At 61.9% G+C, this 19816-nt stretch carries 21 protein-coding genes; 11 read left to right on the top strand and 10 right to left on the bottom strand.

Translation table 11 applies throughout. The features are described 5' to 3' along the window. Nucleotides 1-214 precede the first annotated feature (214 nt). Nucleotides 215-718, top strand: a complete 504-nt coding sequence (locus tag AB4Y35_RS40460) for an RNA polymerase sigma factor (RefSeq protein WP_368708682.1) — start codon at nucleotides 215-217, stop codon at nucleotides 716-718. Between the two features lie 84 nt (nucleotides 719-802). On the opposite strand, the gene AB4Y35_RS40455 is transcribed toward AB4Y35_RS40460, so the two are convergent. Further along, nucleotides 803-1348, bottom strand: a complete 546-nt coding sequence (locus AB4Y35_RS40455; RefSeq protein ID WP_368708681.1) for an ester cyclase — start codon at nucleotides 1346-1348, stop codon at nucleotides 803-805. Nucleotides 1349-1476: 128 nt separating this feature from the next. Between AB4Y35_RS40455 and AB4Y35_RS40450 the strand changes: the two genes are divergently transcribed. Continuing rightward, the gene (locus AB4Y35_RS40450; protein WP_368708680.1) at nucleotides 1477-2181 is read left to right on the top strand and encodes a hypothetical protein; all 705 of its coding nucleotides are present in this window, start codon (nucleotides 1477-1479) and stop codon (nucleotides 2179-2181) included. A 26-nt stretch (nucleotides 2182-2207) separates the two neighbouring features. Here AB4Y35_RS40450 and AB4Y35_RS40445 read toward each other — a convergent pair whose 3' ends face one another. Further along, entirely contained in the window at nucleotides 2208-2897 is a 690-nt protein-coding gene (locus AB4Y35_RS40445) for an SDR family NAD(P)-dependent oxidoreductase (protein ID WP_368708679.1), read from the bottom strand. A 367-nt stretch (nucleotides 2898-3264) separates the two neighbouring features. On the opposite strand from AB4Y35_RS40445, the gene glnA reads away from it, so the two are divergent. From glnA to AB4Y35_RS40430, 3 genes are all read left to right on the top strand, one after another. Then, nucleotides 3265-4671, top strand: coding sequence for a type I glutamate--ammonia ligase (glnA, locus tag AB4Y35_RS40440; protein WP_368708678.1), 1407 nt, complete (start codon nucleotides 3265-3267; stop codon nucleotides 4669-4671). Between the two features lie 171 nt (nucleotides 4672-4842). Next, a complete protein-coding gene (locus AB4Y35_RS40435) occupies nucleotides 4843-5013 on the top strand; it encodes a DUF3563 family protein (protein WP_368708677.1) in 171 nt (56 codons plus the stop codon). Between the two features lie 221 nt (nucleotides 5014-5234). Then, entirely contained in the window at nucleotides 5235-6599 is a 1365-nt protein-coding gene (locus AB4Y35_RS40430) for an FAD-dependent oxidoreductase (protein ID WP_368708676.1), read from the top strand. A gap of 587 nt (nucleotides 6600-7186) precedes the next feature. Here the strand turns inward: AB4Y35_RS40430 and AB4Y35_RS40425 are convergent. From AB4Y35_RS40425 to AB4Y35_RS40415, 3 genes are all read right to left on the bottom strand, one after another. Continuing rightward, complete coding sequence (locus tag AB4Y35_RS40425) at nucleotides 7187-8464, bottom strand: SUMF1/EgtB/PvdO family nonheme iron enzyme (RefSeq protein WP_368708675.1); 1278 nt, start codon at nucleotides 8462-8464, stop codon at nucleotides 7187-7189. Between the two features lie 134 nt (nucleotides 8465-8598). Further along, a complete protein-coding gene (locus AB4Y35_RS40420; protein WP_368692449.1) occupies nucleotides 8599-9357 on the bottom strand; it encodes a helix-turn-helix domain-containing protein in 759 nt (252 codons plus the stop codon). A 182-nt stretch (nucleotides 9358-9539) separates the two neighbouring features. Next, nucleotides 9540-10001, bottom strand: coding sequence for a universal stress protein (locus tag AB4Y35_RS40415; protein ID WP_342924717.1), 462 nt, complete (start codon nucleotides 9999-10001; stop codon nucleotides 9540-9542). A gap of 327 nt (nucleotides 10002-10328) precedes the next feature. Between AB4Y35_RS40415 and AB4Y35_RS40410 the strand changes: the two genes are divergently transcribed. After that, nucleotides 10329-11891, top strand: coding sequence for an MFS transporter (locus tag AB4Y35_RS40410; RefSeq protein WP_368708716.1), 1563 nt, complete (start codon nucleotides 10329-10331; stop codon nucleotides 11889-11891). Between the two features lie 138 nt (nucleotides 11892-12029). Here AB4Y35_RS40410 and AB4Y35_RS40405 read toward each other — a convergent pair whose 3' ends face one another. Continuing rightward, a complete protein-coding gene (locus AB4Y35_RS40405) occupies nucleotides 12030-12620 on the bottom strand; it encodes an acyl-homoserine-lactone synthase (protein WP_133184734.1) in 591 nt (196 codons plus the stop codon). A 210-nt stretch (nucleotides 12621-12830) separates the two neighbouring features. On the opposite strand from AB4Y35_RS40405, the gene AB4Y35_RS40400 reads away from it, so the two are divergent. Then, on the top strand, nucleotides 12831-13103 hold the full coding sequence (locus tag AB4Y35_RS40400) for a helix-turn-helix transcriptional regulator (protein WP_233885339.1): 273 nt from the start codon (nucleotides 12831-12833) through the stop codon (nucleotides 13101-13103). Here the strand turns inward: AB4Y35_RS40400 and AB4Y35_RS40395 are convergent. Together AB4Y35_RS40395 and AB4Y35_RS40390 are read right to left on the bottom strand one after the other, a co-directional pair. Then, nucleotides 13087-13791 carry a LuxR family transcriptional regulator gene (locus AB4Y35_RS40395; protein ID WP_028206371.1) on the bottom strand — a complete coding sequence of 235 codons (705 nt, stop codon included), beginning with the start codon at nucleotides 13789-13791 and terminating at the stop codon, nucleotides 13087-13089. The two genes, AB4Y35_RS40400 and AB4Y35_RS40395, sit on opposite strands and share 17 nt — an antisense overlap. A 466-nt stretch (nucleotides 13792-14257) precedes the next feature. Further along, nucleotides 14258-14698: a DUF3005 domain-containing protein gene (locus AB4Y35_RS40390; protein WP_368708715.1), complete on the bottom strand. Its 441-nt coding sequence runs from the start codon at nucleotides 14696-14698 to the stop codon at nucleotides 14258-14260. Nucleotides 14699-15023: 325 nt separating this feature from the next. Between AB4Y35_RS40390 and AB4Y35_RS40385 the strand changes: the two genes are divergently transcribed. Beyond that, nucleotides 15024-15257, top strand: a complete 234-nt coding sequence (locus tag AB4Y35_RS40385) for a hypothetical protein (RefSeq protein ID WP_069267130.1) — start codon at nucleotides 15024-15026, stop codon at nucleotides 15255-15257. A gap of 125 nt (nucleotides 15258-15382) precedes the next feature. Then, nucleotides 15383-16312: a serine O-acetyltransferase EpsC gene (epsC, locus tag AB4Y35_RS40380; protein WP_368708674.1), complete on the top strand. Its 930-nt coding sequence runs from the start codon at nucleotides 15383-15385 to the stop codon at nucleotides 16310-16312. A 47-nt stretch (nucleotides 16313-16359) separates the two neighbouring features. On the opposite strand, the gene folE is transcribed toward epsC, so the two are convergent. Further along, complete coding sequence (gene folE / locus AB4Y35_RS40375; protein WP_368708673.1) at nucleotides 16360-17052, bottom strand: GTP cyclohydrolase I FolE; 693 nt, start codon at nucleotides 17050-17052, stop codon at nucleotides 16360-16362. Nucleotides 17053-17142: 90 nt separating this feature from the next. Continuing rightward, nucleotides 17143-18066 (bottom strand): LysR family transcriptional regulator, encoded by a 924-nt coding sequence (locus tag AB4Y35_RS40370; protein WP_368697180.1) that lies wholly within the window; start codon nucleotides 18064-18066, stop codon nucleotides 17143-17145. A gap of 312 nt (nucleotides 18067-18378) precedes the next feature. Between AB4Y35_RS40370 and AB4Y35_RS40365 the strand changes: the two genes are divergently transcribed. Both AB4Y35_RS40365 and AB4Y35_RS40360 read left to right on the top strand, forming a co-directional pair. Beyond that, the gene (locus AB4Y35_RS40365; protein ID WP_368692454.1) at nucleotides 18379-19086 is read left to right on the top strand and encodes a 3-oxoacid CoA-transferase subunit A; all 708 of its coding nucleotides are present in this window, start codon (nucleotides 18379-18381) and stop codon (nucleotides 19084-19086) included. Nucleotides 19087-19103: 17 nt separating this feature from the next. After that, nucleotides 19104-19763, top strand: a complete 660-nt coding sequence (locus AB4Y35_RS40360; RefSeq protein ID WP_368708672.1) for a 3-oxoacid CoA-transferase subunit B — start codon at nucleotides 19104-19106, stop codon at nucleotides 19761-19763. The last annotated feature ends 53 nt before the right edge of the window (nucleotides 19764-19816 follow it).

The raw sequence follows: 19816 nt of genomic DNA, 5'->3' as shown, positions 1-19816 counted from the left end.
CAAGTGACGACTGTTCGCCGATTCGGAACCTTTATGGATTCCTCAACCGCGATGGGAACACCGCGAACACGGAAAGACACATGCACAACAAGTCCCCCTCATTTCGTCACTCGCTCTGCCGTGAGCGTCACATCGAAATAATGGCGTTGTGGCGCGCCGGGGCAAAGTGTCCAACGTGGCCAACGTGCCCTGCAGACGTGTGGAGTTGCATCAAATGAGCAGTACAGATTTACCTAATATGCTCCCTGCGATGCTCCCGCGTCTCTGGGCATTTGCGCTGCGCCTCACTCGCGACAGGCATGACGCTGAGGATCTGGTTCAACGCGCGTGTGTCCGGGCGTTGGAGCGCGTGGATCAACTTCAACCGGAAACTGCGCCGCTGAGCTGGATGTTTTCGATCGTGCACACAACCTGGATCAACGAACTGCAGGCCCGCAATGTACGCAACCGATCCAGCGCCGAATGGGATGAAAGCCGTATCCAGAACGTTCCTGACCGATCGATAAGGACACCGGAGGAGGTGCTAATGAGCAGACAGATTATTGGGGCGGTGATGCGACTGCCGGAGGCGCAACGCGCAGTGATGCTGCTGATTGCGCTTGAGGGAATGAGTTACGCAGAAACGGCCGAGATTCTCAACGTGCCGATTGGAACCGTGATGAGCCGGCTGGCGCGCGCACGGCAGACAATTGGTGAGGGCTTCATGAGTGGCCGGTAAAATCGCGGCCCCGGAAATATTCTCTGGCGATGAATGTACCGAGACTTCCCGACAGAGTATTTCGCGTGGCCGCGGCCTCTTTGCTTAAAGCGGCTTGCCTTCGCTCGTCTTCCACTCTGGCATGAGCGTATTGGCAGGCAAAGCAGGATTGAGGACTTTTCGCGCAACCTCAACACCCGCTACTGGCAAGCCGGCGCGATCAAGCAGGCCAACCTGAACCAGCACCGAGGCCTGATCCCAATAGATATGTTCCCTGGCGAGACGTCCCTCTTCGAAGCGCGCGATGATCACAGCAGCGACCTCGATGCGTTTTCCAGTTGGAGGAATGCCGGGCAGAAAGTAGTCCATCTCGGACGAATGTGTGAAGGTGATCACCATCTCGTCAACGATCTGGTCTTCGCCGATCGTCCGGCTGACGGGGATAATCTCCATATCGGCAGGATTCACATTGAGGAAGTGATACTTGTAGAATCGGCGCAGTTCCGCGGAACCGTCACCACCCGTCAATGTCGGAACATGATTGACGTAAGGTGTGTCCGTCATGACGGACATTGCGGAATCTAGATCGTGCGCCACCATCTCACTTTGAACATGGTGTTCCCAATTAGCTACTCGAGGATCTGCTTTCAATTTTCATCCTTTGAAAAATGCGTGGTCAAACGAGGGGGTAGCGCAGCTTCTTTCACGACGGCCGGTGATACGTCCTTTTGTATTGCCAACACATCCGGAAGAGGCCACATCTTGAATAACAGCCGGATATGCAGACTTATTCCGGTGGCGCGCCATTGGCGAACCCCGCGCTTCTGTGGCGAGAGTTATTGAATACGGAGCGTGAAATAACACTGGATATCGAAGGCAAACCAGGGTGCTCGGAGATATTTTCACACTATGCGACTCGCTGCCCGTCCGCTTTCAACATCGTGCAGGAAGCGTTCGAGAATGCGATCGAAATCGTCCGGCGCTTCCTGGAACGGCGCGTGTCCAAGGGCCGCCATGCGATGACAACGTCCCTCCCACAAATTTCCATAGGCGACGGAGTCGACATAGGCGAGATTGATCATTCGATCTTCTGCACCATTCACGACTGCGAGAGGAACCGTGGATCTCTTTATGGCCAGGCCCTGGTCTCCGGCCTCTCCGGTGCGTGCCGCCTCGAAGCGGCGCCTGCGGAAACGGCCGTCCGCGCGCGCCACAGAATCACGCAGAACGGGATCCGCCGCCGCGCCGAAGACTGCTTCGACAAAACCATGAACGTCGGCCTCGGAAAGATCTTGCGGCCCCGCGGCCTGAAGTGCGATGAACGCCTGAAGCATTGCGCCATGTTCTTCACGCCGACGGGGTGCGTCCCGGTGATCATCAGTCCGCGCATGCCGGGAAAGCGGGTGAGCATATCGATACCGATACGACCGCCAAGTGACCAACCGAACACAACCGCCTCGCTCACGCGAAGCGGATGCGCGTGAGCGTTGAAGTAGCCATTTAGAAATCCTCAATTTGGATTCGATTGATGCGTAACGACAGCAAGAACCTCGTCTGCCGGGATGACGGCGCCTGTCGTAACATCGGAGTCGGTGAGGTGCAGCACCGCACGGACGATTTTCTGAGTGGTATCGATGATGGCGATGGCGGGTGCCACAGCGTTGACCTTCACGTTGTGCGTGCCGAGCTCGGCGGCGAGTGAGCGTGTGGCATGGTGAATCCCGCCCGATATTAGCGACGGAATGAAAGCCGGCATGTTGACTTCCGGTCGCATGCTGACGTTTGCGGTAATACTGATGATATGGCCTTGCCTGTTCGCAGCCATATGCTTCGCAGCCTGCTGAGAAGGGAAGATGAATCCCCGCAGACTCGTATCGACCATGTTTTCGATGTCTTCGGCCGTATAGTCCATCAACCGTTTGGTGACGAAGACACTGGCGTTGTTGATCAGAATATCGACCTTGCCGAAGCGCTCGATCGCCCCGTCGATCAATGCCCTGGCGATCGCGGGTTTAGCGATGTCACCTGCCATAAAGGAAACGCGATCTGGATTGCCTAGCCTCGCTGCCACGCGCGAGCGCTCGGGCGTGTATGCAATGCCTACGACGTTATAGCCGCGCCTGAGATAGGCATCTGCAACTGCGAGGCCGATACCGTTTGATACGCCCGTGACGATAACGGTTTTATTCCCGATGCTCATTCATTCCTCACCGAAATAGTGTCAAGAGAGAGGAATCTATGCGACTTCATCGCGCGTTTGCGCGCCGGTTCTATCCCGCTCGACGCATTGGATTCCTGGAATTCGCTCAAGATTACGCACTTCAAAAAACAGTTATTCACGCTGCTTATTCCAGTAGCAATGTTGTACGCAACCGTTGATCACCTCCGGCGACAGGTATGAGTGTGCAGACAATTCATCAACGCTCGATCTATGTCTTCGGACGTGGAATAGTTCGTGGGGTCGACTGTTTTGTGAAGCAGGGCAAGCAGGCAACCACCCCGTCGACGAACACCTCGCGGTGACCCTCTCGTAGTAGGGGAGTCTTTTACACATTCAAGGGACAGACATGATTTCGTCAGTTATGAAACGGATCACCGATGACAAGGTGAATTTCGTCGATCTCCGCTTTACCGACACACGCGGCAAGGAGCAACACGTTACGGTGCCGGTTTCGGCATTCGACGAGGAGAGGTTCAGGAGCGGCCATGCGTTCGACGGTTCGTCGATCGCTGGCTGGAAGGGCATCGAGGCTTCAGACATGCTGCTCGTGCCAGATCCGAAGACAGCCTTCATCGACCCGTTCTATGCAGAGTCGACCCTCGTGCTGACCTGCGACGTGGTCGAGCCGGCCGACGGCAAGGGCTACGAGCGCGACCCGCGTTCGCTCGCCAAGCGCGCTGAAGCGTACCTGAAGAGCACGGGCCTCGGCGACACCGCCTTCTTCGGCCCGGAACCCGAATTCTTCATTTTCGATTCGGTCCAGTGGAGCGCTGACCAGTCGGGCTGCTTCGTGAAGATCGGCTCGGAAGAAGCACCGTGGTCTTCGGGCAAGGAATTCAAAGGCGGCAACATGGGTCACCGTCCGGGATCAAAGGGCGGTTACTTTCCCGTCGCTCCCGTCGACTCGTTCCAGGACATTCGTTCGGAGATCTGTCTGTTGCTTGCAAAAGTCGGTGTTCCGGTTGAAGTGCACCACCACGAAGTGGCGGGCCAGGGCCAGAACGAAATCGGCACGAAGTTCTCGACGCTGGTTCAGCGCGCGGACTGGACGCAGCAACTGAAGTACATCGTCCACAACGTCGCGCACACGTACGGCAAGACGGCGACGTTCATGCCGAAGCCGGTCGTCGGCGACAACGGTTCGGGCATGCACGTTCACCAGTCGATCTGGAAGGACGGCCAGAACCTGTTCGCGGGTAACGGCTACGCGGGCCTGTCGGAATTCGCGCTGTTCTACATCGGCGGCATCATCAAGCACGCTCGCGCGCTGAACGCCATCACGAACCCGGGTACGAACTCGTACAAGCGTCTCGTGCCGCACTTCGAAGCGCCGGTCAAGCTCGCTTACTCGGCACGCAACCGTTCGGCATCGATCCGTATTCCGTACGTGTCGAACCCGAAGGGCCGCCGTATCGAAACGCGCTTCCCGGATCCGCTCGCCAACCCGTACCTGTGCTTCTCGGCACTGATGATGGCAGGTCTGGACGGCGTGCAGAACAAGATCCACCCGGGCGAAGCCGCTGACAAGAACCTGTACGACCTGCCGCCGGAAGAGGATGCAAAGATCCCGACCGTTTGCGCCGGCCTCGACCAGGCTCTCGAAGCGCTCGACAAGGATCGCGAGTTCCTGACGCGCGGTGGCGTGTTCACTGACGGCATGATCGACGCGTACCTCGCGCTGAAGGAAAGCGAACTGCAACGCGTGCGTATGACCACGCATCCGGTCGAGTTCGAACTGTACTACTCGCTCTAACGCATCTAGCAGGCGATCAGGTAACACGAATTCTGTTAAATCAATATCGCAAACCATGGTAACAAATTAGTGGTCCTGATGTATCTAATGCATCAAATCGCCGCGTAACCGATTTCATTGACCACGCCACGGCGTTGCGTCAGCGAGAACGGTATTTTTCTGGAGATCACCATGTCATTCATCATGTACTTCGCTTTCCTTTTCGAGCACATTGGCTACTTGTTCGAGCGTGCGGAACGACGCCGCCGAGATGAGTATCTTGCCGGCGCCCGAGATTTGATCGAACTCGAACTCCGCATGCGCTCACTAGAAATGGATGGTTATCCGCAATCACATGGGTAATGCTCAAGAGCCATTTTTAGAGTGATGCACTCGTAGCACTCCCTCCCGCGAATCCGCCTTCATTGCTAGTCGATCCCTTAGCGGGATTGGGAATAAACACATCTACATGGCGGTTTTGAACTTACGTTCGGTCATTGCGGACTACGTGCTCGCAATGTTTTCCGTGATGCAGCGTCCGCCGATGTGATGCCCTATTTCAGATAACCGTTTCAGGAGTTACGATGTCGAATCGATATTTTGGTAATCGAGCTGTTGTCATTGGCGCGGGAATGGGGGGGCTGCCCGCCGCACAGGTGCTGGCCAGCTACTTCAAGGAAGTTGTCGTGCTTGAACGGGATATTCTTCCCACTGACGCAACGCCGAGACCCGGTGTGCCACAAGGTAAGCATCCGCATGGCTTGCTTGCCGGCGGCCTCAAAGCGCTGTCCGATCTGTTTCCGGACTTTTCATCGACGCTTGTGCAGGCTGGCGCCTATTCGCTCGACTCTGGTCGTGAGGTTTGCCATGAGTATCCGGGGCAGGAACCGTTGCCGATTCGCAGTCTCGGCGTCGCCACCTTTACGATGACGCGCCCATTGCTCGAGCTTGCCGTGCGCCGTCGTGTGCAGGAAAACGCGAACGTTGTCTTCCGCGATGGATGCCGTGTCGTCGCCCTCGGCGCCACGCCCGACGGCAATGCGGTCGCCTCGGCGATCTACAAGACCCAATGCGGCGAGCTCGAAGTATTACCCGCTGATCTCGTCGTCGACGCATCGGGACGCGGAAAGCTTACGCTGGACTTCCTCAAATACATCGGGCACCCGATGCCGGAGGAGACGGTCATTGGCGTGGATTTCGGTTACTCGACTGCGGTCTATACGATTCCACCCGATGCGACGCCCGCGAGGAAGGTCATGATCACCATGCCCAGGGCGCCGGGGGAAAGTCGCACGGGCATTGTGCTGCTCCGTGAGGACGGTAAATGGTTCGCGGCGCTGGGAGGACGGGGCGCTGACACGCCGCCCGCCGACGGCGCGGCATTCACGGCCTACGCCGCAAGCCTCCCGACGTCCAGCGTGTATGACGCGATCAAATACGCAACACAGCACGGCGGCATAGAGCGGTTCGCCTTCCCTGAAAGCCGTCGACTTCACTTCAGCGCCGACAATTTTCCTCGCGGACTGATTCCGATCGCCGATTCAGTTTGCCGCTTCAACCCAGTCTACGGGCAGGGGATGAGCGCCGCGGCGCAGGAAGCCGTCGTGCTGCGAGACCTGCTCGAGGCGCACGCCAGTGATGCCGATCCCCTTGCCGCACTGAGCGGGGAGTTTCTGTCTGCTATCGATTCGATCATCGAGAATCCGTGGTCGCTGGCGGCGCTTCCTGATCTGGCGTATCCCGACGCGCGGGGCAAGCGTCCACCCAATCTGGAGAAATTGATCGAGCATCACATGGCGATCACTAAGGCAGCGCACCACGATCCCGACATCCACAAACAGCTGATTGAGGTGTTGAATCTGCTTAAGCCGGTCAGCGCGCTACAGGCGATCGAGATCGTGGATAAAGTGACCGGAGAAGAAGTCCAGAATCCGACGGCGTCCGCATGAAGCGGCGGCGCGCTGGCCACATGGCTGGCGCGCAGATCTACGCTTAAAGATTCGGGAGGCGCTAGCTGAGAGGAAGCGCATTAACGCAGAAAGCGCACGGAACTTGGGTTATCTCAGTGGTACGAGGCACCTGGCAGGTGTCGCTTGAACGCGAAGTGCTGCGGGATCCGACCGAGGCTCGAAGAGCGATGGACGCTCGACGCGAGCAAGATGAGTGGCACCTATCTATGCGATTTCATTCGGGAACCTACCTCGTCACGTCGTATTCAGTACTCCGTGATAGCGTCTCCGATGCGTCATTCCGCGAGCATGGCCGCAAACTGTTTGCGCGCAAGGTCAAGCGCGGCGACACCTTGATGTCGCGGAACAATTGGGTGCCCGGCGAATGCAGCGGGAACTACGTGGTCGTTGGCGGGCCAATCTACGTTTTGAAAGGAAGCTATGCGTGGCAAAACGTTGCTTGTTCAACGAGGGCAGGGAGTTTGAGCGAGACGAATTAAAGCATTGGTTGAAGAGTTAAAGCTTTTTTTGAGAAAAGTTGCATTAAAGCGGAAGTTAAATTCTGGTTTCAACTTCCGCTTTATTAGTCAATTGCACACGCAGCGAAATCCCGCATAAACATACTGATAACGCGGCTGAAACCAGTTGCGGAACGTCGGCCGCAGCATGCATTGGGCCGTGCGCGGCGAGCCGCCTTTCATTGCGTAGTGCTGACCGTCGAAGAAGTTGGCCGAATACCCTTCATAGAACGGGAACGCCTTGAAGCCCGGCAGCGGGCCAAAGAGCGTGGAGGTCCATTCCCAGCCATTGCCGTACAGGCCTTCCACGCCCCACGTGCTGGCGCTGTCCGGCGTGGCGTCGACGGCCACGGGGTTCCAGTCGCGGAAATCGAAGTTGTCGCTGCGGCCGGGCAGCGCGCCGTGCGCCGCGCGCTGCCACTGCGCCTCGCTCGGCAGCGCCATGCCGCGCCAGCGCGCAAAGGCGCTGGCCTCGGCGTGGCTTACGTACACGGGCCACGCAAGCGGCAATGCAATGTCTTCGAACATCGTGCGCAGCGTCCAGCCTTCGGGGCCGCGCGACCAGAACACGGGGTGCGCCACGCGTGCGCTTTCCTTCCAGGCCCAGTCGGCGTCGTTCCAGAGTTCGCGCCTGTCGTAGCCGCCGTCCTCGATGAATTCGAGAAACGCGCCGTTCGTCACCATGTAGCGGTCGATCTCGAAGGCCGGCACGTCGACCTGCTGCTCCCCGAACTCGTTGTCCCAGCCGAACAGGCCACGCTCGGCGGTCATGCCGAGTTCCGTGCGGCCCGCGGGCACCTGCACCGTTCCGGCTTTGACCGTACGGAGCGGGTCGGCGCGCGCGCCCGTCGCGGCGGGCGCCTGCTTTTGCTCGAACGGCAGCTGGTGGAGCATGTAGGCGAGCGTTTCGACGTGCATGAGCCGATGTTCGATCGCGACGTTCAGCAACTGCCCCGGCGTGTCGTGATTCGAGGCATCGGGCGGCAGGTCGAGCGTCGAGAGCTGCGCGTCGATGCGGCTGCGTGCGTCGCGTCCGTAGGCCAGGACTTCGGCGAGATCGGGCCAGTCGGCGCGCACGTCGGTCGGCAGGCCGCCATCGACAGGATCGATGCCGAACGCGAACAGCTGGTCGAGGCGCGCATCGACGGAGGGCAGGTCGAACAGGCGCTTGTCGAAGAGGTTACGGTCAAATGCTTCCAGATGACCGATATAGAACACGATGCGGTGGCGCTCGCGAATGGGCCGCTCGTACAGAAATTCGGGCTTGACGACGTTGAAGAGCGCGTCGCTGGCGCCGCGCGCCGCTTCGAGGCGGGCCGCGAGCGTGGGGGATTGCGGGAGATGCATTTCGGCCATTCTCCTTGCGTGGGCGTAGTACGAAACTTTAACCCTGCGCAGGAGTTGTGCCAACGGCGTTGCCGCGCCAGTGAGGTGCGGCGCGGGCGCCCCGGGCAGGCCGCCCGCCCGGGGTTTGGCGCGAATTACAGATGCCGCAGACCTTCGATATCGATGATACGGATCAGCTTGCCCTGTGCGTCGATCAGGCCGCGCTTTTGAAATCTCGACAGGGTGCGGCTCACCGTTTCGAGCGTCATACCGAGATAGCTGCCCATGTCCTCGCGCGTCATGCGCAGGTTGAACTCCGCGTGCGAATAGCCGCGCTGGCCGTTGCGTTCGGAAACGTCGAGCAGGAACGCGGCGACGCGTTCGTCGGCGGAGAGCGAGCCGAGCACCATCATTTGCGACGATTCGCGGATCAGCTGCTCGCTCATGAGGCGGTGCAGCCGGTCCTGCATGGCGCCGGTTTCGCGGCACAAATGCTTGAGGGCCGAGTAGGGGATGAGGCAGACCGAGCTGTCTTCGAGCGCCACGGCGCTGCAGGTGTGGAAGCCGGTGCTGATGCCGTCGAGGCCGAGCGGGTCGCCGGCCAGACGCAGGCCGGTGACCTGCTCGCGGCCGTCGCGGTGCGCCATGACCGTCTTGAGCGAGCCGGAGCGCGCGACGTAGAGGTTGTCGAATGTGTCGCCGGCGCGATACAGGGCTTCGCCGCGCCGCACACTGCGCGCGGAGCAGATCAAGGCTTCGAGCTTGGGCAGGTCGTCGAGCGTGAGGCCCTGGGGCATGCACAGGTGCCGCATGGCGCACACCGAACAGCGCGTGGACGTGCGCGGCGCCGTCGTCAGGGGCGTGCGATTGCTGCGGCGCACGGTGGTTTGAGACGTGACGGTATGGTTCAGCATGGACAATGCTCCTTTGATTTCTGTCCAGGCATTGTCTACCGGGGTCGAATCTCAGATTAGTGGCAAAGCGACGCGCATTTAAGATGAATCGTTTTGAGGCTTGTCAGAAGCCGCTCACGCGGCGTCTGACGGCGCGCAAGCGACTTTCCAATATCACGCAAAACGGCCTGCACCCAGTGCGACTACTGCCCGGCATTTCCGGCGGCCGACGGGATCAGGAGGACGGGCAGCGTGGACTGCCGCACGCACCGTTCGGCAACGCTGCCGAGGATCAGGCGCTGGAAGCCCCGGCGGCCGTGCGTGCCCATCACGATCAGGTCGGCGCCCGCGGTCTTCGCGGCGTTGAGCACGAGCGTCGGCACGTCGTCGAGCGAGGAGGCTTCGCCCGTGACCATGGCGCCTTGCACGCCACGCTCGCCCATCGCCTTGTCCATTTCTTCCGCGAGTTCGTTGCCCTGCGCGATCATCTGGTTGCGCAGGATCGACGGGTCGTAGCCGGGCGCGTCGAAATACATGGGCGTGTTCTCGATCACGTAATACGGCTGCAGCGTCGCGCCCATTGCCTTGGCCAGGTCGAGCGCGGCTTCGAAGGCGCGGCGCGAGGTGGCGCTGCCGTCGACGGCGACAAGGATGCGTGTGTACATAAGACCTCCTCTTTGAGTGGGATCGAGAATCGCGCGGCCCCGGGCGATGCTGCGACGAGGCGGGCGCGGCGTGTCGTGACTGGCGAGAAGCTTAATGGATCGCAGGTAAACACGCAGCCGGACTGTATGAAATGTGGAAGGTGCAGGAAGGAAGATCAAGTGGGTTGCGTCGGAATACCACAGCGCCGCCTGGTTTCGTTTGCTATGTCGTTATGTTGCACGCGCACCGGCATACCGCTATCGTTGCCTCTTTTTCGCTCCGCGCAGTCTTCCCCTCCCGTGAAACCTTCCTCCGCTCACCTGCCGTTTCGCGACGCGCTGCTGGCCATGCTCGGCATCGGCCTCGTCAACATGCTCGTCGCACTCGATCAAACCGTCGTCAGCACCGCTTTGCCCTCGATCGTCGCCGAACTGCACGGTTTCGAGTTCTACGCGTGGATCGCGAGCGCCTACCTGCTGGCCTCGGTCGTGACGGTGCCCGTGTTCGGCCGGCTCGGCGACTACTTTGGCCGCAAGCGCTTCGTGATCGCCGCGGTGATCGTGTTCACGGTGGCCTCCGTGCTGTGCGGCCTTGCGACCGACATGCGTTTTCTGGCGGCGGCGCGCGCGTTGCAGGGCGTTGGCGGCGGGATGATGGTGGGTACGGCGTTCGCCTCGATTCCCGATCTCTTCCCCGACCCGCGCGCGCGAGTGCGCTGGCAGGTCGTCATGGCGGCCGCCTACGGCATCGGCACGGCGGCGGGGCCTTCGCTGGGCGGCTGGCTCAGCGAGCACTTTGGCTGGCGCTCGACCTTTCTCGTCAATCTGCCGGTGGGCGCGCTTGCACTTTATTTCATCTGGGCGCATCTGCCACGCTACCAGCCGGCGCGTACCGGCGAGGTGCGCATCGACTGGACGGGCGCCGCGCTCGTCGCACTGGTGCTGGGCGGCTTCCAGACCCTGATCGAGGCGGTGCCCAAAAGCGGCCTGACGGCCGGCAACGGCGTGCTCGCGCTGGCGGTACTCGCCGGCGCGGCGGCGCTGCTGGCCTGCGAGCGCCGCGCGACGCACCCGATCATCCCGCTCGACCTGTTTCGCGACCCGCAGCTCGTCACGTTGTTCACGCTCTCGACGCTTTCGGGCTTCGTGATGTTCTCGCTGATCTTTTTCGCGCCGCTCCTGCTGCAGGGCGGTTTCGGGCTGTCGCCCCAGGAGGCGGGCCTGCTCGCCACGCCGATCGCCGCCTGTATCGCGCTAGGCAGCCTGATCAACACGCGCATCGTGATCCGGCTGCGCAAGCCCACGACGATTCTCACCGTCGGCTTCAGCCTGCTGGTCGCGGCTTCCGCCGGTCTTGCCTTCGCGTCCCGGCACACGGCTCACCTCTGGCTCGAGCTGGCGATGTCGGCGGTCGGTATCGGGCTCGGCTTCATCCTGAACAACCTGAATATCTTCGGCCAGGAGATTGCCGGGCGGGAGCGTTTCGGCATCACGACCGCCTTGCTGCAATCCACGCGCATGGTGGGCGGCATGCTCGGCACCAGTGTCGTGGCGACCATCGTCAACCATCGCTACGCGGCCGGAGTGGGGGACGCGCTGGCGGTCATCGGCGTGCCGCTGCAACAGCGCTGGCAACCCCAGCTCGCCGATCCGCGCGTGCTGATCGACCCGTCGCTGCGCGAGGGCCTCGTCGCGCAGATGAAGGCGGCGGGCCTCGACGGCGCGGCGCTGATCGATGCGGTGCGCCACGTACTGGTGGACGCGATCCATCTGGGGATCGGCCTGACGGGCTGCGCGGCGCTCGCGGCGGCCCTGTGCGTGGGGCGGATTTCCCACATTCGCTTCAGCCGCAGCGCCTCGACGGCGCAGAAAAGTGCGGAAGTGCGCGCCGACGAGGTCAAGGCCGATTAGGGCGCCTGGCGTTCGGGTGTAGGCAGTCTGCGCAGGTTTTCGGGTTAGATTTGTCTGACAAAAACAACACATGCCTGGCTGAGCGAGCACGGCCGCGGCGCCCAGCCAGCGCGTATCTGTCCCTGCGCGGCGTCGCCCTCAGGCGGCGTGGGCCATCGCCCCGAACAGCGCGTGGTGCGTTTGCTGGCTCATCGCGATTTCCAGCGCGACGGCATTTTCCACGCCAATGCGCATCGGCGCGCCGAGCCGCGTCAGTTCGATGCCCGTGCGGCGCAGCAGGCGCTCCATTGGCGTCGTGGTCACCGTCACATAGCTGTTGATGCCCGCCCGGTCGGCGAACGAGACGACCGCGCGCATCGCGCTCATGGTCACATCGGCGAAGCCGAACGCCTGGTCGTTGCCCGACTCGATGGCGAAACGGCTCAGTTCCCAGATGTTGCGGGACGTAGGCGCAGCCTTGCCCTGCAGCAGTTGCGGGAAGGTGTCGCGCAGCATGTTGGGGCCTTCGGTGGGCATCAGGCGCCAGCAGCCGCGCACATGGCCCGCGCCGTCCTGAATCAGCATGTAATGGGGCCCGAGCGCGTCGTAGCCGTCGATTTCCATCCCCGCAATGGTGGGAATGTCCCAGCCCAGGCGGTCGCGGAACACGCGCGCGCGCAGCCGGTACATCTCATTGATGTCCTCGTTGTCGAAGTCCTGTCTCAGTCCGATCCGTATCGCAGCTTGCATGACAACTCTCCCGATTTGTGTGGAAGCGCGGCAGTACGGTTCGAAAGCTATGCGTTATGAATATAAAAAAACACCTATCTAGATAGGTAGGTGCGCAGATAGGGCCTCTTAAGGAGAATCACTTCCGCGGCAGTCACTCATCAGGCATATCTGACAGCGAGAGTCATCATGGAACTTATGGGCAATCAATGGCACTCGGGTGCGAATACCATGTCGTCCCCCGGGGATCTGTCCTCGGTCGTCGACCGCGTCCTGATCATTGCGTATCGGAAGAAGAAGAAAGAAAGCCAGCGCCGCTTCTGGGCGCGTTTCGGCGTGACGCAGTCGCGCGGCAGCCGGTTCGAGTCGGGCGCGGAGATTCCGCCGCCGGTGTCGATTCTGCTCGGGCTGTATTTCAACAAGACGATTTCGGACGGCGACCTTGGCCGGGCCGAGCGCGTGTTGCGCGGCGAAGCACCGATGGTGCTTAGCCCGGGTCAATAAGACCCATCTGGGTCGCAATCACGGCTGCCGCTCGCCGTGAGTTCACGCCGAACTTCCCGCGAATGTTCTTCATGTGGAAGTTCACGACGGCCTCAGAACAATTCAGGATGTGAGAAATTTCCCAGGTGGACTTGCCTAGCGCAGTCCACTTGAGGCATTCCTTTTCCCGTGGCGTGAGCTTGGGAATCAGCGACTGAACGTGGTCGTTCAGATGCCGCTGGCTCGTGTCCAGCACGAGATCGCGCAGCAGGACGAGATTCGGCAACGCGCGGTTCACGTCGTCCCAGAACTTGTCCGTCGGATTCGCGTCGTTGACGAAGCAGAGCATGCCGATTTCCTGGCGCGGGCCATGGATCGGCAGGGTGATGCCTGCGCGCAGCCCGTACGAGCGGGCCTCCTCATACATCGATTGTTGCTGCTCGGTCGCGAACAGCTCCGGCGACCAGATGAGCGGCGCCGAACGCGTGGTGCAATGCGACACGGTCGGGTCGAAGTAGGCCATGCCGTGGTCGTTGTACGTCTGCCGCCAGGCGGCCGAGTAGTTCGTACGGATGAACGCATCCTCGAGCCTCATGCCCGGGCGCGGCAAGATAGCCAGCATGAGCTGGCTGAATCCCCACGAACTGGCGAGCTTCGCCACCGCGTCGAACCACGCTGCCTCTTCGGGCGCGTCGAGCACGGGCGACATCTGCTCAATAAAATGTAGAGGCACGTTCAACACTCTCCATCAGCGCTGGGCGAGATCGCGGGGCAAGCCCTCAGACACTCGCTCCTCGCTTCTTATGATGTAAGAATTTATCACTAAATTCCTATCTGATCCCCCCTCGTCTGCAATCCTCCCGCTTTGCTGGGGTCATTTCTGTCAGATTTCGGTGACATCGGAGAGAATTCTGCGTCTCCTGAACAAGCGCTCGCCTGCACGAAAAAAGTGCATTGCGCCGGAGCCGAAATAAAGCCAGACGCCATTTCGAAAGCGGCAAAAGCGTGCAACTCGCCGGGATAATGCTGGCGATTTATCGGCTTTCATTAATTTTCAGGCTTTTCATTTCGAGTTTTAACTGCACTCGACTGGATACTGTCCGTATCCGCCATTGCTGCGATATCGCCTGGATAATCGCAAACAATTCGCCGCATGGTGAGCGGCGAACCGTCGTTCAGGGCTTGCGCTGCAACTCGATCACGCGTGTCGGTCGCAGGTGGTTGACCGCGAAGTGCAGACGCCCCGGGCTGCGGCGCACGCCTGCTTCGCGTGCGGCGTTGCGCTGCCACTCGGCGTCTTCGGGCTCTTCGGGCGCGCTCATGCCGAGGTCGACGGCCTCGTAGCCGGACTCCAGCGCGATCGGCAGCCGGTGCACGCCCTTGCGGCTGTCGAAACCCGCCAGGCCGTCATCGGCTTCCGCCACGCTGTTGACGAGCGTCGCGTTGCTGGTCGTCACCTCGTCGGGGCCGATGCAGCCTTCGCCCGCCAGGCGCGCCGCCTCGCGGTTCTTGCCGTCGGTGTCGACCGAGCTGTCGTGCGTGCGGTCGTTGTGGAGTTCGGCGCTGCGCGGCCGCGACGGCGACGCGCTCACATCTCCCACCTTCGCTGTTTGCATGTCGTCGGGACGATTCATGATGCTTCCTCCTTGGAAGATCTGGGTGCCTGCGTTCAGCAGGCCATTCCGCAAGCGCCGTTCCGCTGCAGCGCCGCACCCTTGAATCGGGGTGAAAAGCAAGCCGGTTCGCCAGGAGAACGCCTCCAGCGATGTTGCATTTTTTTCGTTGGTTTGGGCTTTTTCCCAGGAGTATGATCCTCTTTCAACGAGTTGGCGCGCTTTCGATTAATGGGCCGGGCGAGGGCTCATGCTGTGGCTTTGCCGCACGATCCTGAATGCACGCGCCAAATAAAATGGACGAGGCAGTCAGGGGCGGGTGACACACATGCACTTCGACGCTGCATTTACGCATCGTGGCTATTTGCTGAATTGCGCACCGGCGCGTGCCGGTGACGGCACGTATCAGCCGTATGTGGTGATTTCGCGCTCGAGCGACGGCGAACTCGTTGCCAACCGATTTTTCCCTGCCGAATTGCGCTTTTCCGATGAGGGGGCCGCCATCGCCCATGCGCGCGACTGGGCCGTGCGCTGGATCGACGCGAGCACGGTCACGCTCTGAACGCGCGCGCCCCGCGGGCCTGGCCCGGCTCCGCGGACGCTTCGGCGAACTCCGGCAAAACGCGGTAATCTCTGGGGGCGATACACTCACTCCCGCACGGACCCTGCATCCGCTGCCGCATCACCATGTCCAAAGCTGCTTCCCCCGACTGGGGTCTCGAACAGATCGTCGCCGATCTGCGTGCGTCGCGTGAAGAGCGGCACCGCACGCGCCATCCGCTCGGTATCCGCGAACTGCCGTCACGCGACGCGGTCGTCAACATCGTGGCCGGCCTGCGCGCCGCGCTCTTTCCCACGCATTACGGCGCGCCCGACCTGACCGACGAGAGCATCGACTACTACGTGGGCCATACGCTCGACAGCACCTTGCGGCTGCTCGCCGAGCAGATTCGCCGCGCGCTGCGCTTCCTGCCGGAAAGCTCGCAGGCGAGCGACGACGAACTGCGCGCGCGCGCATTCGAGGTGGCACGCGAGTTCGGCCGGCAACTGCCCGATATTCGCGCGCTGCTCGTGAGCGACATTCAGGCGGCGTTCACGGGCGACCCGGCCGCGCAGCACATCACCGAGATCCTGCTGTGCTACCCGGGCGTGTGGGCCATGACGCATCATCGGCTCGCGCATGCGCTGCACCGTCTCGGCGTGCCGCTGCTCGCGCGCTTCATCAACGAGATCGCGCATTCGGCAACGGGCATCGACATTCACCCGGGCGCCCAGATCGGTTCGAGCTTCTTCATCGACCACGGCACGGGCGTCGTGATCGGCGAGACGGCGATCATCGGCGAGCGCGTGCGTGTATATCAGGCCGTCACGCTCGGTGCGAAGAGCTTCGCGGCCGACCTCGACGGTACGCTCGTGAAGGGCAATGCGCGCCATCCGATCGTCGAGGACGACGTGGTGATCTACGCGGGCGCGACGATCCTCGGCCGCGTGACGATCGGGCGCGGCTCGGTGATTGGCGGGAACGTGTGGCTCACGCATAGCGTGCCGCCGGGCAGCAGTGTGCGCCAGGGGAAGATTCGCGAGATCGAGCGGGGCGACGAAGGACCGCTCAAGTGAGGAGGGGAACGGGACACGCGGTCCCGTTCTTTATCTGTGCGTTCCGATCAAGTATTCGAGACGCTCATCGCGCTCGGATTGCCGACGATCGCGAGAAACTCGCGGCGCGTGGAAGGATCGGTGCGGAACGTGCCGAGCATGCGCGACGTCACCATCGCCACACCCGCCTTGTGCACCCCGCGCGTGGACATGCATTGATGCGCCGCTTCGAGTATCACGCCCACGCCCTTGGGCTGGAGGATTTCATTGAGCGTGTCGGCGATCTGTGCGGTCATCTTCTCCTGGATCTGCAGACGCTTCGCGAACGCGTCGACGAGACGCGCGAGCTTCGAGATGCCCACCACGCGATGCTCGGGCAAATACGCCACGTGCGCGCGCCCGATGATCGGCACCATGTGATGCTCGCAGTAGCTCTCGAAGCGGATGTCCTTCAACACGATCATTTCGTCGTAGCCGTCCACCTCAGAGAAGGTGCGCGACAGGATTTCGCGCGGATCGACCTCATAGCCCGCGAAGAATTCCTCATAGGCGCGCACGACGCGACCCGGCGTATCGAGCAGCCCTTCACGAGCGGGGTCGTCCCCGGCCCAGCGCAACAGCACGCGTACGGCGTCCTCGGCTTCGGCGCGTGACGGGCGCGCGACGGTCGTGCTCGCTGCGCTCTTGCGTTGCTTCGCGGCTTGGGTCGTACCTTGCTTCGCGCTTTGCTTCGTTTTCCCGGCCTTTTTTTCTTCGCTCATGCATGGGCTCCTGTCAGGTGGGAGTACGCCGCTTTGGCGTGCACCACGAGCGCCCATTGTTTCATGTTTTGTCGTGCTTGGCGCGAGGGGTCATTTGGGCCATTCGTCCATGGCGTCGTTGAACAGTTCCGCCACGATGCTGCGCAGCCATTCGCCACGCGGCGCATTGTGATACTTGCGATGCCAGTGCTGCTTGAGATCGAAACGCGGCAACTGCAGCGGCGGCTCGACGAGCGTGATCGATGCATGCTCGGACACATAGGCGAAGCCGATGGCATGCGGCACGGTCGCGATGAGGTCGGAGCGCGTGAGAATGAACGGCAGGCTCATGAAGTGAGGCGTTTCGAGCACGGCGCGCCGGCGCATGCGCCTTTTCTCCAGATACTGCTCCAGCACTTCCTGGCTGCGTCCCTCGGCACGCACGACGGCATGGCCCATGGCGAGAAACTGCTCGATCGTCATGGCCTTGCCCGCGAGCGGATGCCCGCTGCGCATCATGCAGATGAAGCGGTGCGTGAAGAGGCGCTGCTGGAAGAAGTTGTTGCCGCCGAGGTCGGGGAAATAGCCGACCGCGAGATCGATGTCGCCCGATTCGAGACCGCGCTCGACCTGGCCAGGCGGCAGCGACACCGAACGCAGGTTCGCGTTGGGCGCGCGCTCGGCGAACACCTGCAGGAGACGCGGTAGAAACACGATCTCGCCGACGTCGGAAAGCGCGATGGAGAACGTATGCGTACTCGTGGCGGGATCGAAGTCCTGCGCCTGCAGCATGCCTTTCTCGATGCGCACCAGCGCGTCGCGCGCGGCGGGAATCAGGCCGAGCGCGCGCGGCGTGGGCTCCATGCCGCGCGAGGTGCGCACGAAGAGCGGGTCGCCGAAGAACTCGCGCAGCTTGCCGAGCGCCGTGCTCACGCGCGGCTGGCTCACGCCGAGCCGCTCGGCGGCGCGGCTCACGTTGCGCGTCTCCTCCATGGCCACGAGAAAGGGGATGAGATTCAGATCGAGGTCTTGCATGGAGGCGAGGGCGGCGGCGCTGACTATGTCGAATTCGGATAAAGACTAGTCGATGAATCGGAATTCCGGATATTGGGGTATGTGCCCACAGGCGCGCCCGGCCTGAAGGACGGCCCGCGCGTGCGCTCCGGCGCGCACCGTCGCCGACATGAACTAGATTGCCTGTGTGGGTAGACCCGCCTTGACAAGCGCTTGAATCCACTCCAATAATGCGCTGGACGTTCGCTAAACGAATCAGTGTTCGTATATAGAACTTTTTCGCGATCGAGTGACGTGGACCTTCCGCGATGCGCATCGCTTTCAGGAACAGGCATGATCAACAAGATTTTCGACTCGCTTCAAGCCGCCGTGGCCGATGTGCATGACGGCGCCACGGTGATGATCGGCGGCTTCGGCACGGCCGGTATGCCCGCCGAACTGATCGACGCGCTCATCGAGCAGGGTGCGCGCGACCTCACCATCGTCAACAACAACGCGGGCAACGGCGACATCGGCCTTGCCGCGCTGCTCAACGCGAAGCGTGTGCGCAAGATCATCTGCTCGTTCCCGCGCCAGACCGACTCGTATGTGTTCGACGCGCTCTATCGCGCCGGCGAAATCGAGCTCGAACTCGTGCCGCAAGGCAATCTGGCCGAGCGCATCCGCGCCGCCGGCGCCGGCATTGGCGGCTTCTTCACGCCCACGGGCTACGGCACGAAGCTGGCCGAAGGCAAGGAAACGCGCCTGATCGACGGCCGTCACTATGTGCTCGAAGCGCCGCTGCACGCCGACTTCGCGCTCATCAAGGCGTACAAGGGCGATCGCTGGGGCAACCTCGTCTATCGCAAGACGGCGCGCAACTTCGGCCCGATCATGGCGAGCGCGGCGAAGGTCGCCATCGCGCAGGTTTCGGAGGTCGTCGAACTCGGTCAGCTCGATCCGGAAAACATCGTGACGCCCGGCATTTTCGTGCAACGCGTCGTGGCAGTGCCGCAAGCGGCGCATCAAGCGCACGCCGACCAAAGCGGCCAGGCAGCCTGAAGGAACGGAGAGAGGCAATGAAACGACTGAATCGCGATGAAATGGCCAAGCGCGTGGCCGCGGACATTCCCGAAGGCGCGTATGTGAATCTCGGCATCGGCGTTCCGACGCTGGTGGCCAACCACCTCGATCCGAGCAAGGAAATCTTCCTGCACAGCGAGAACGGCCTGCTCGGCATGGGCCCGGCGCCCGCGCCCGGCGAAGAAGACGATGAGCTCATCAACGCGGGCAAGCAGCACGTCACGCTGCTCACCGGCGGTGCCTTCTTCCACCACGCCGACTCGTTCGCGATGATGCGCGGCGGCCACCTCGACTACTGCGTGCTCGGCGCGTTCCAGGTGTCGGTCAATGGCGACCTCGCGAACTGGCACACCGGCGCGCCCGACGCGATTCCGGCCGTGGGCGGCGCGATGGACCTCGCACTCGGCGCCAAGCAGGTGTTCGTGATGATGGAACTGCTCACCAAGCAAGGCGAAAGCAAGCTCGTGGGCGAATGCTCGTACCCGGTGACGGGCGTGGGCTGCGTGGGCCGCATCTATACCGACCTCGCGGCGTTCGACGTCACGCCCGAAGGCCTCGCCGTGCGCGAGATCTATTCGGACATCGATTTCGACGCGCTGCAGAAGCTCGCCGGCGTGCCGCTGATCGACGCGACGCAAAACCGTCGCGCAGCGTAAACTGTCTGTAGACGTGCGCATCGTTCGCACGTGAGTGGCGGGGGGGGGGGCGG

Origin of the sequence: Paraburkholderia sp. EG286A (assembly GCF_040965375.1) — a bacterium.
Classification (GTDB): Bacteria; Pseudomonadota; Gammaproteobacteria; order Burkholderiales; family Burkholderiaceae; genus Paraburkholderia.
Note: the sequence above shows the minus strand (reverse complement) of the source record. Positions and strands in the feature narration are given on the sequence as shown.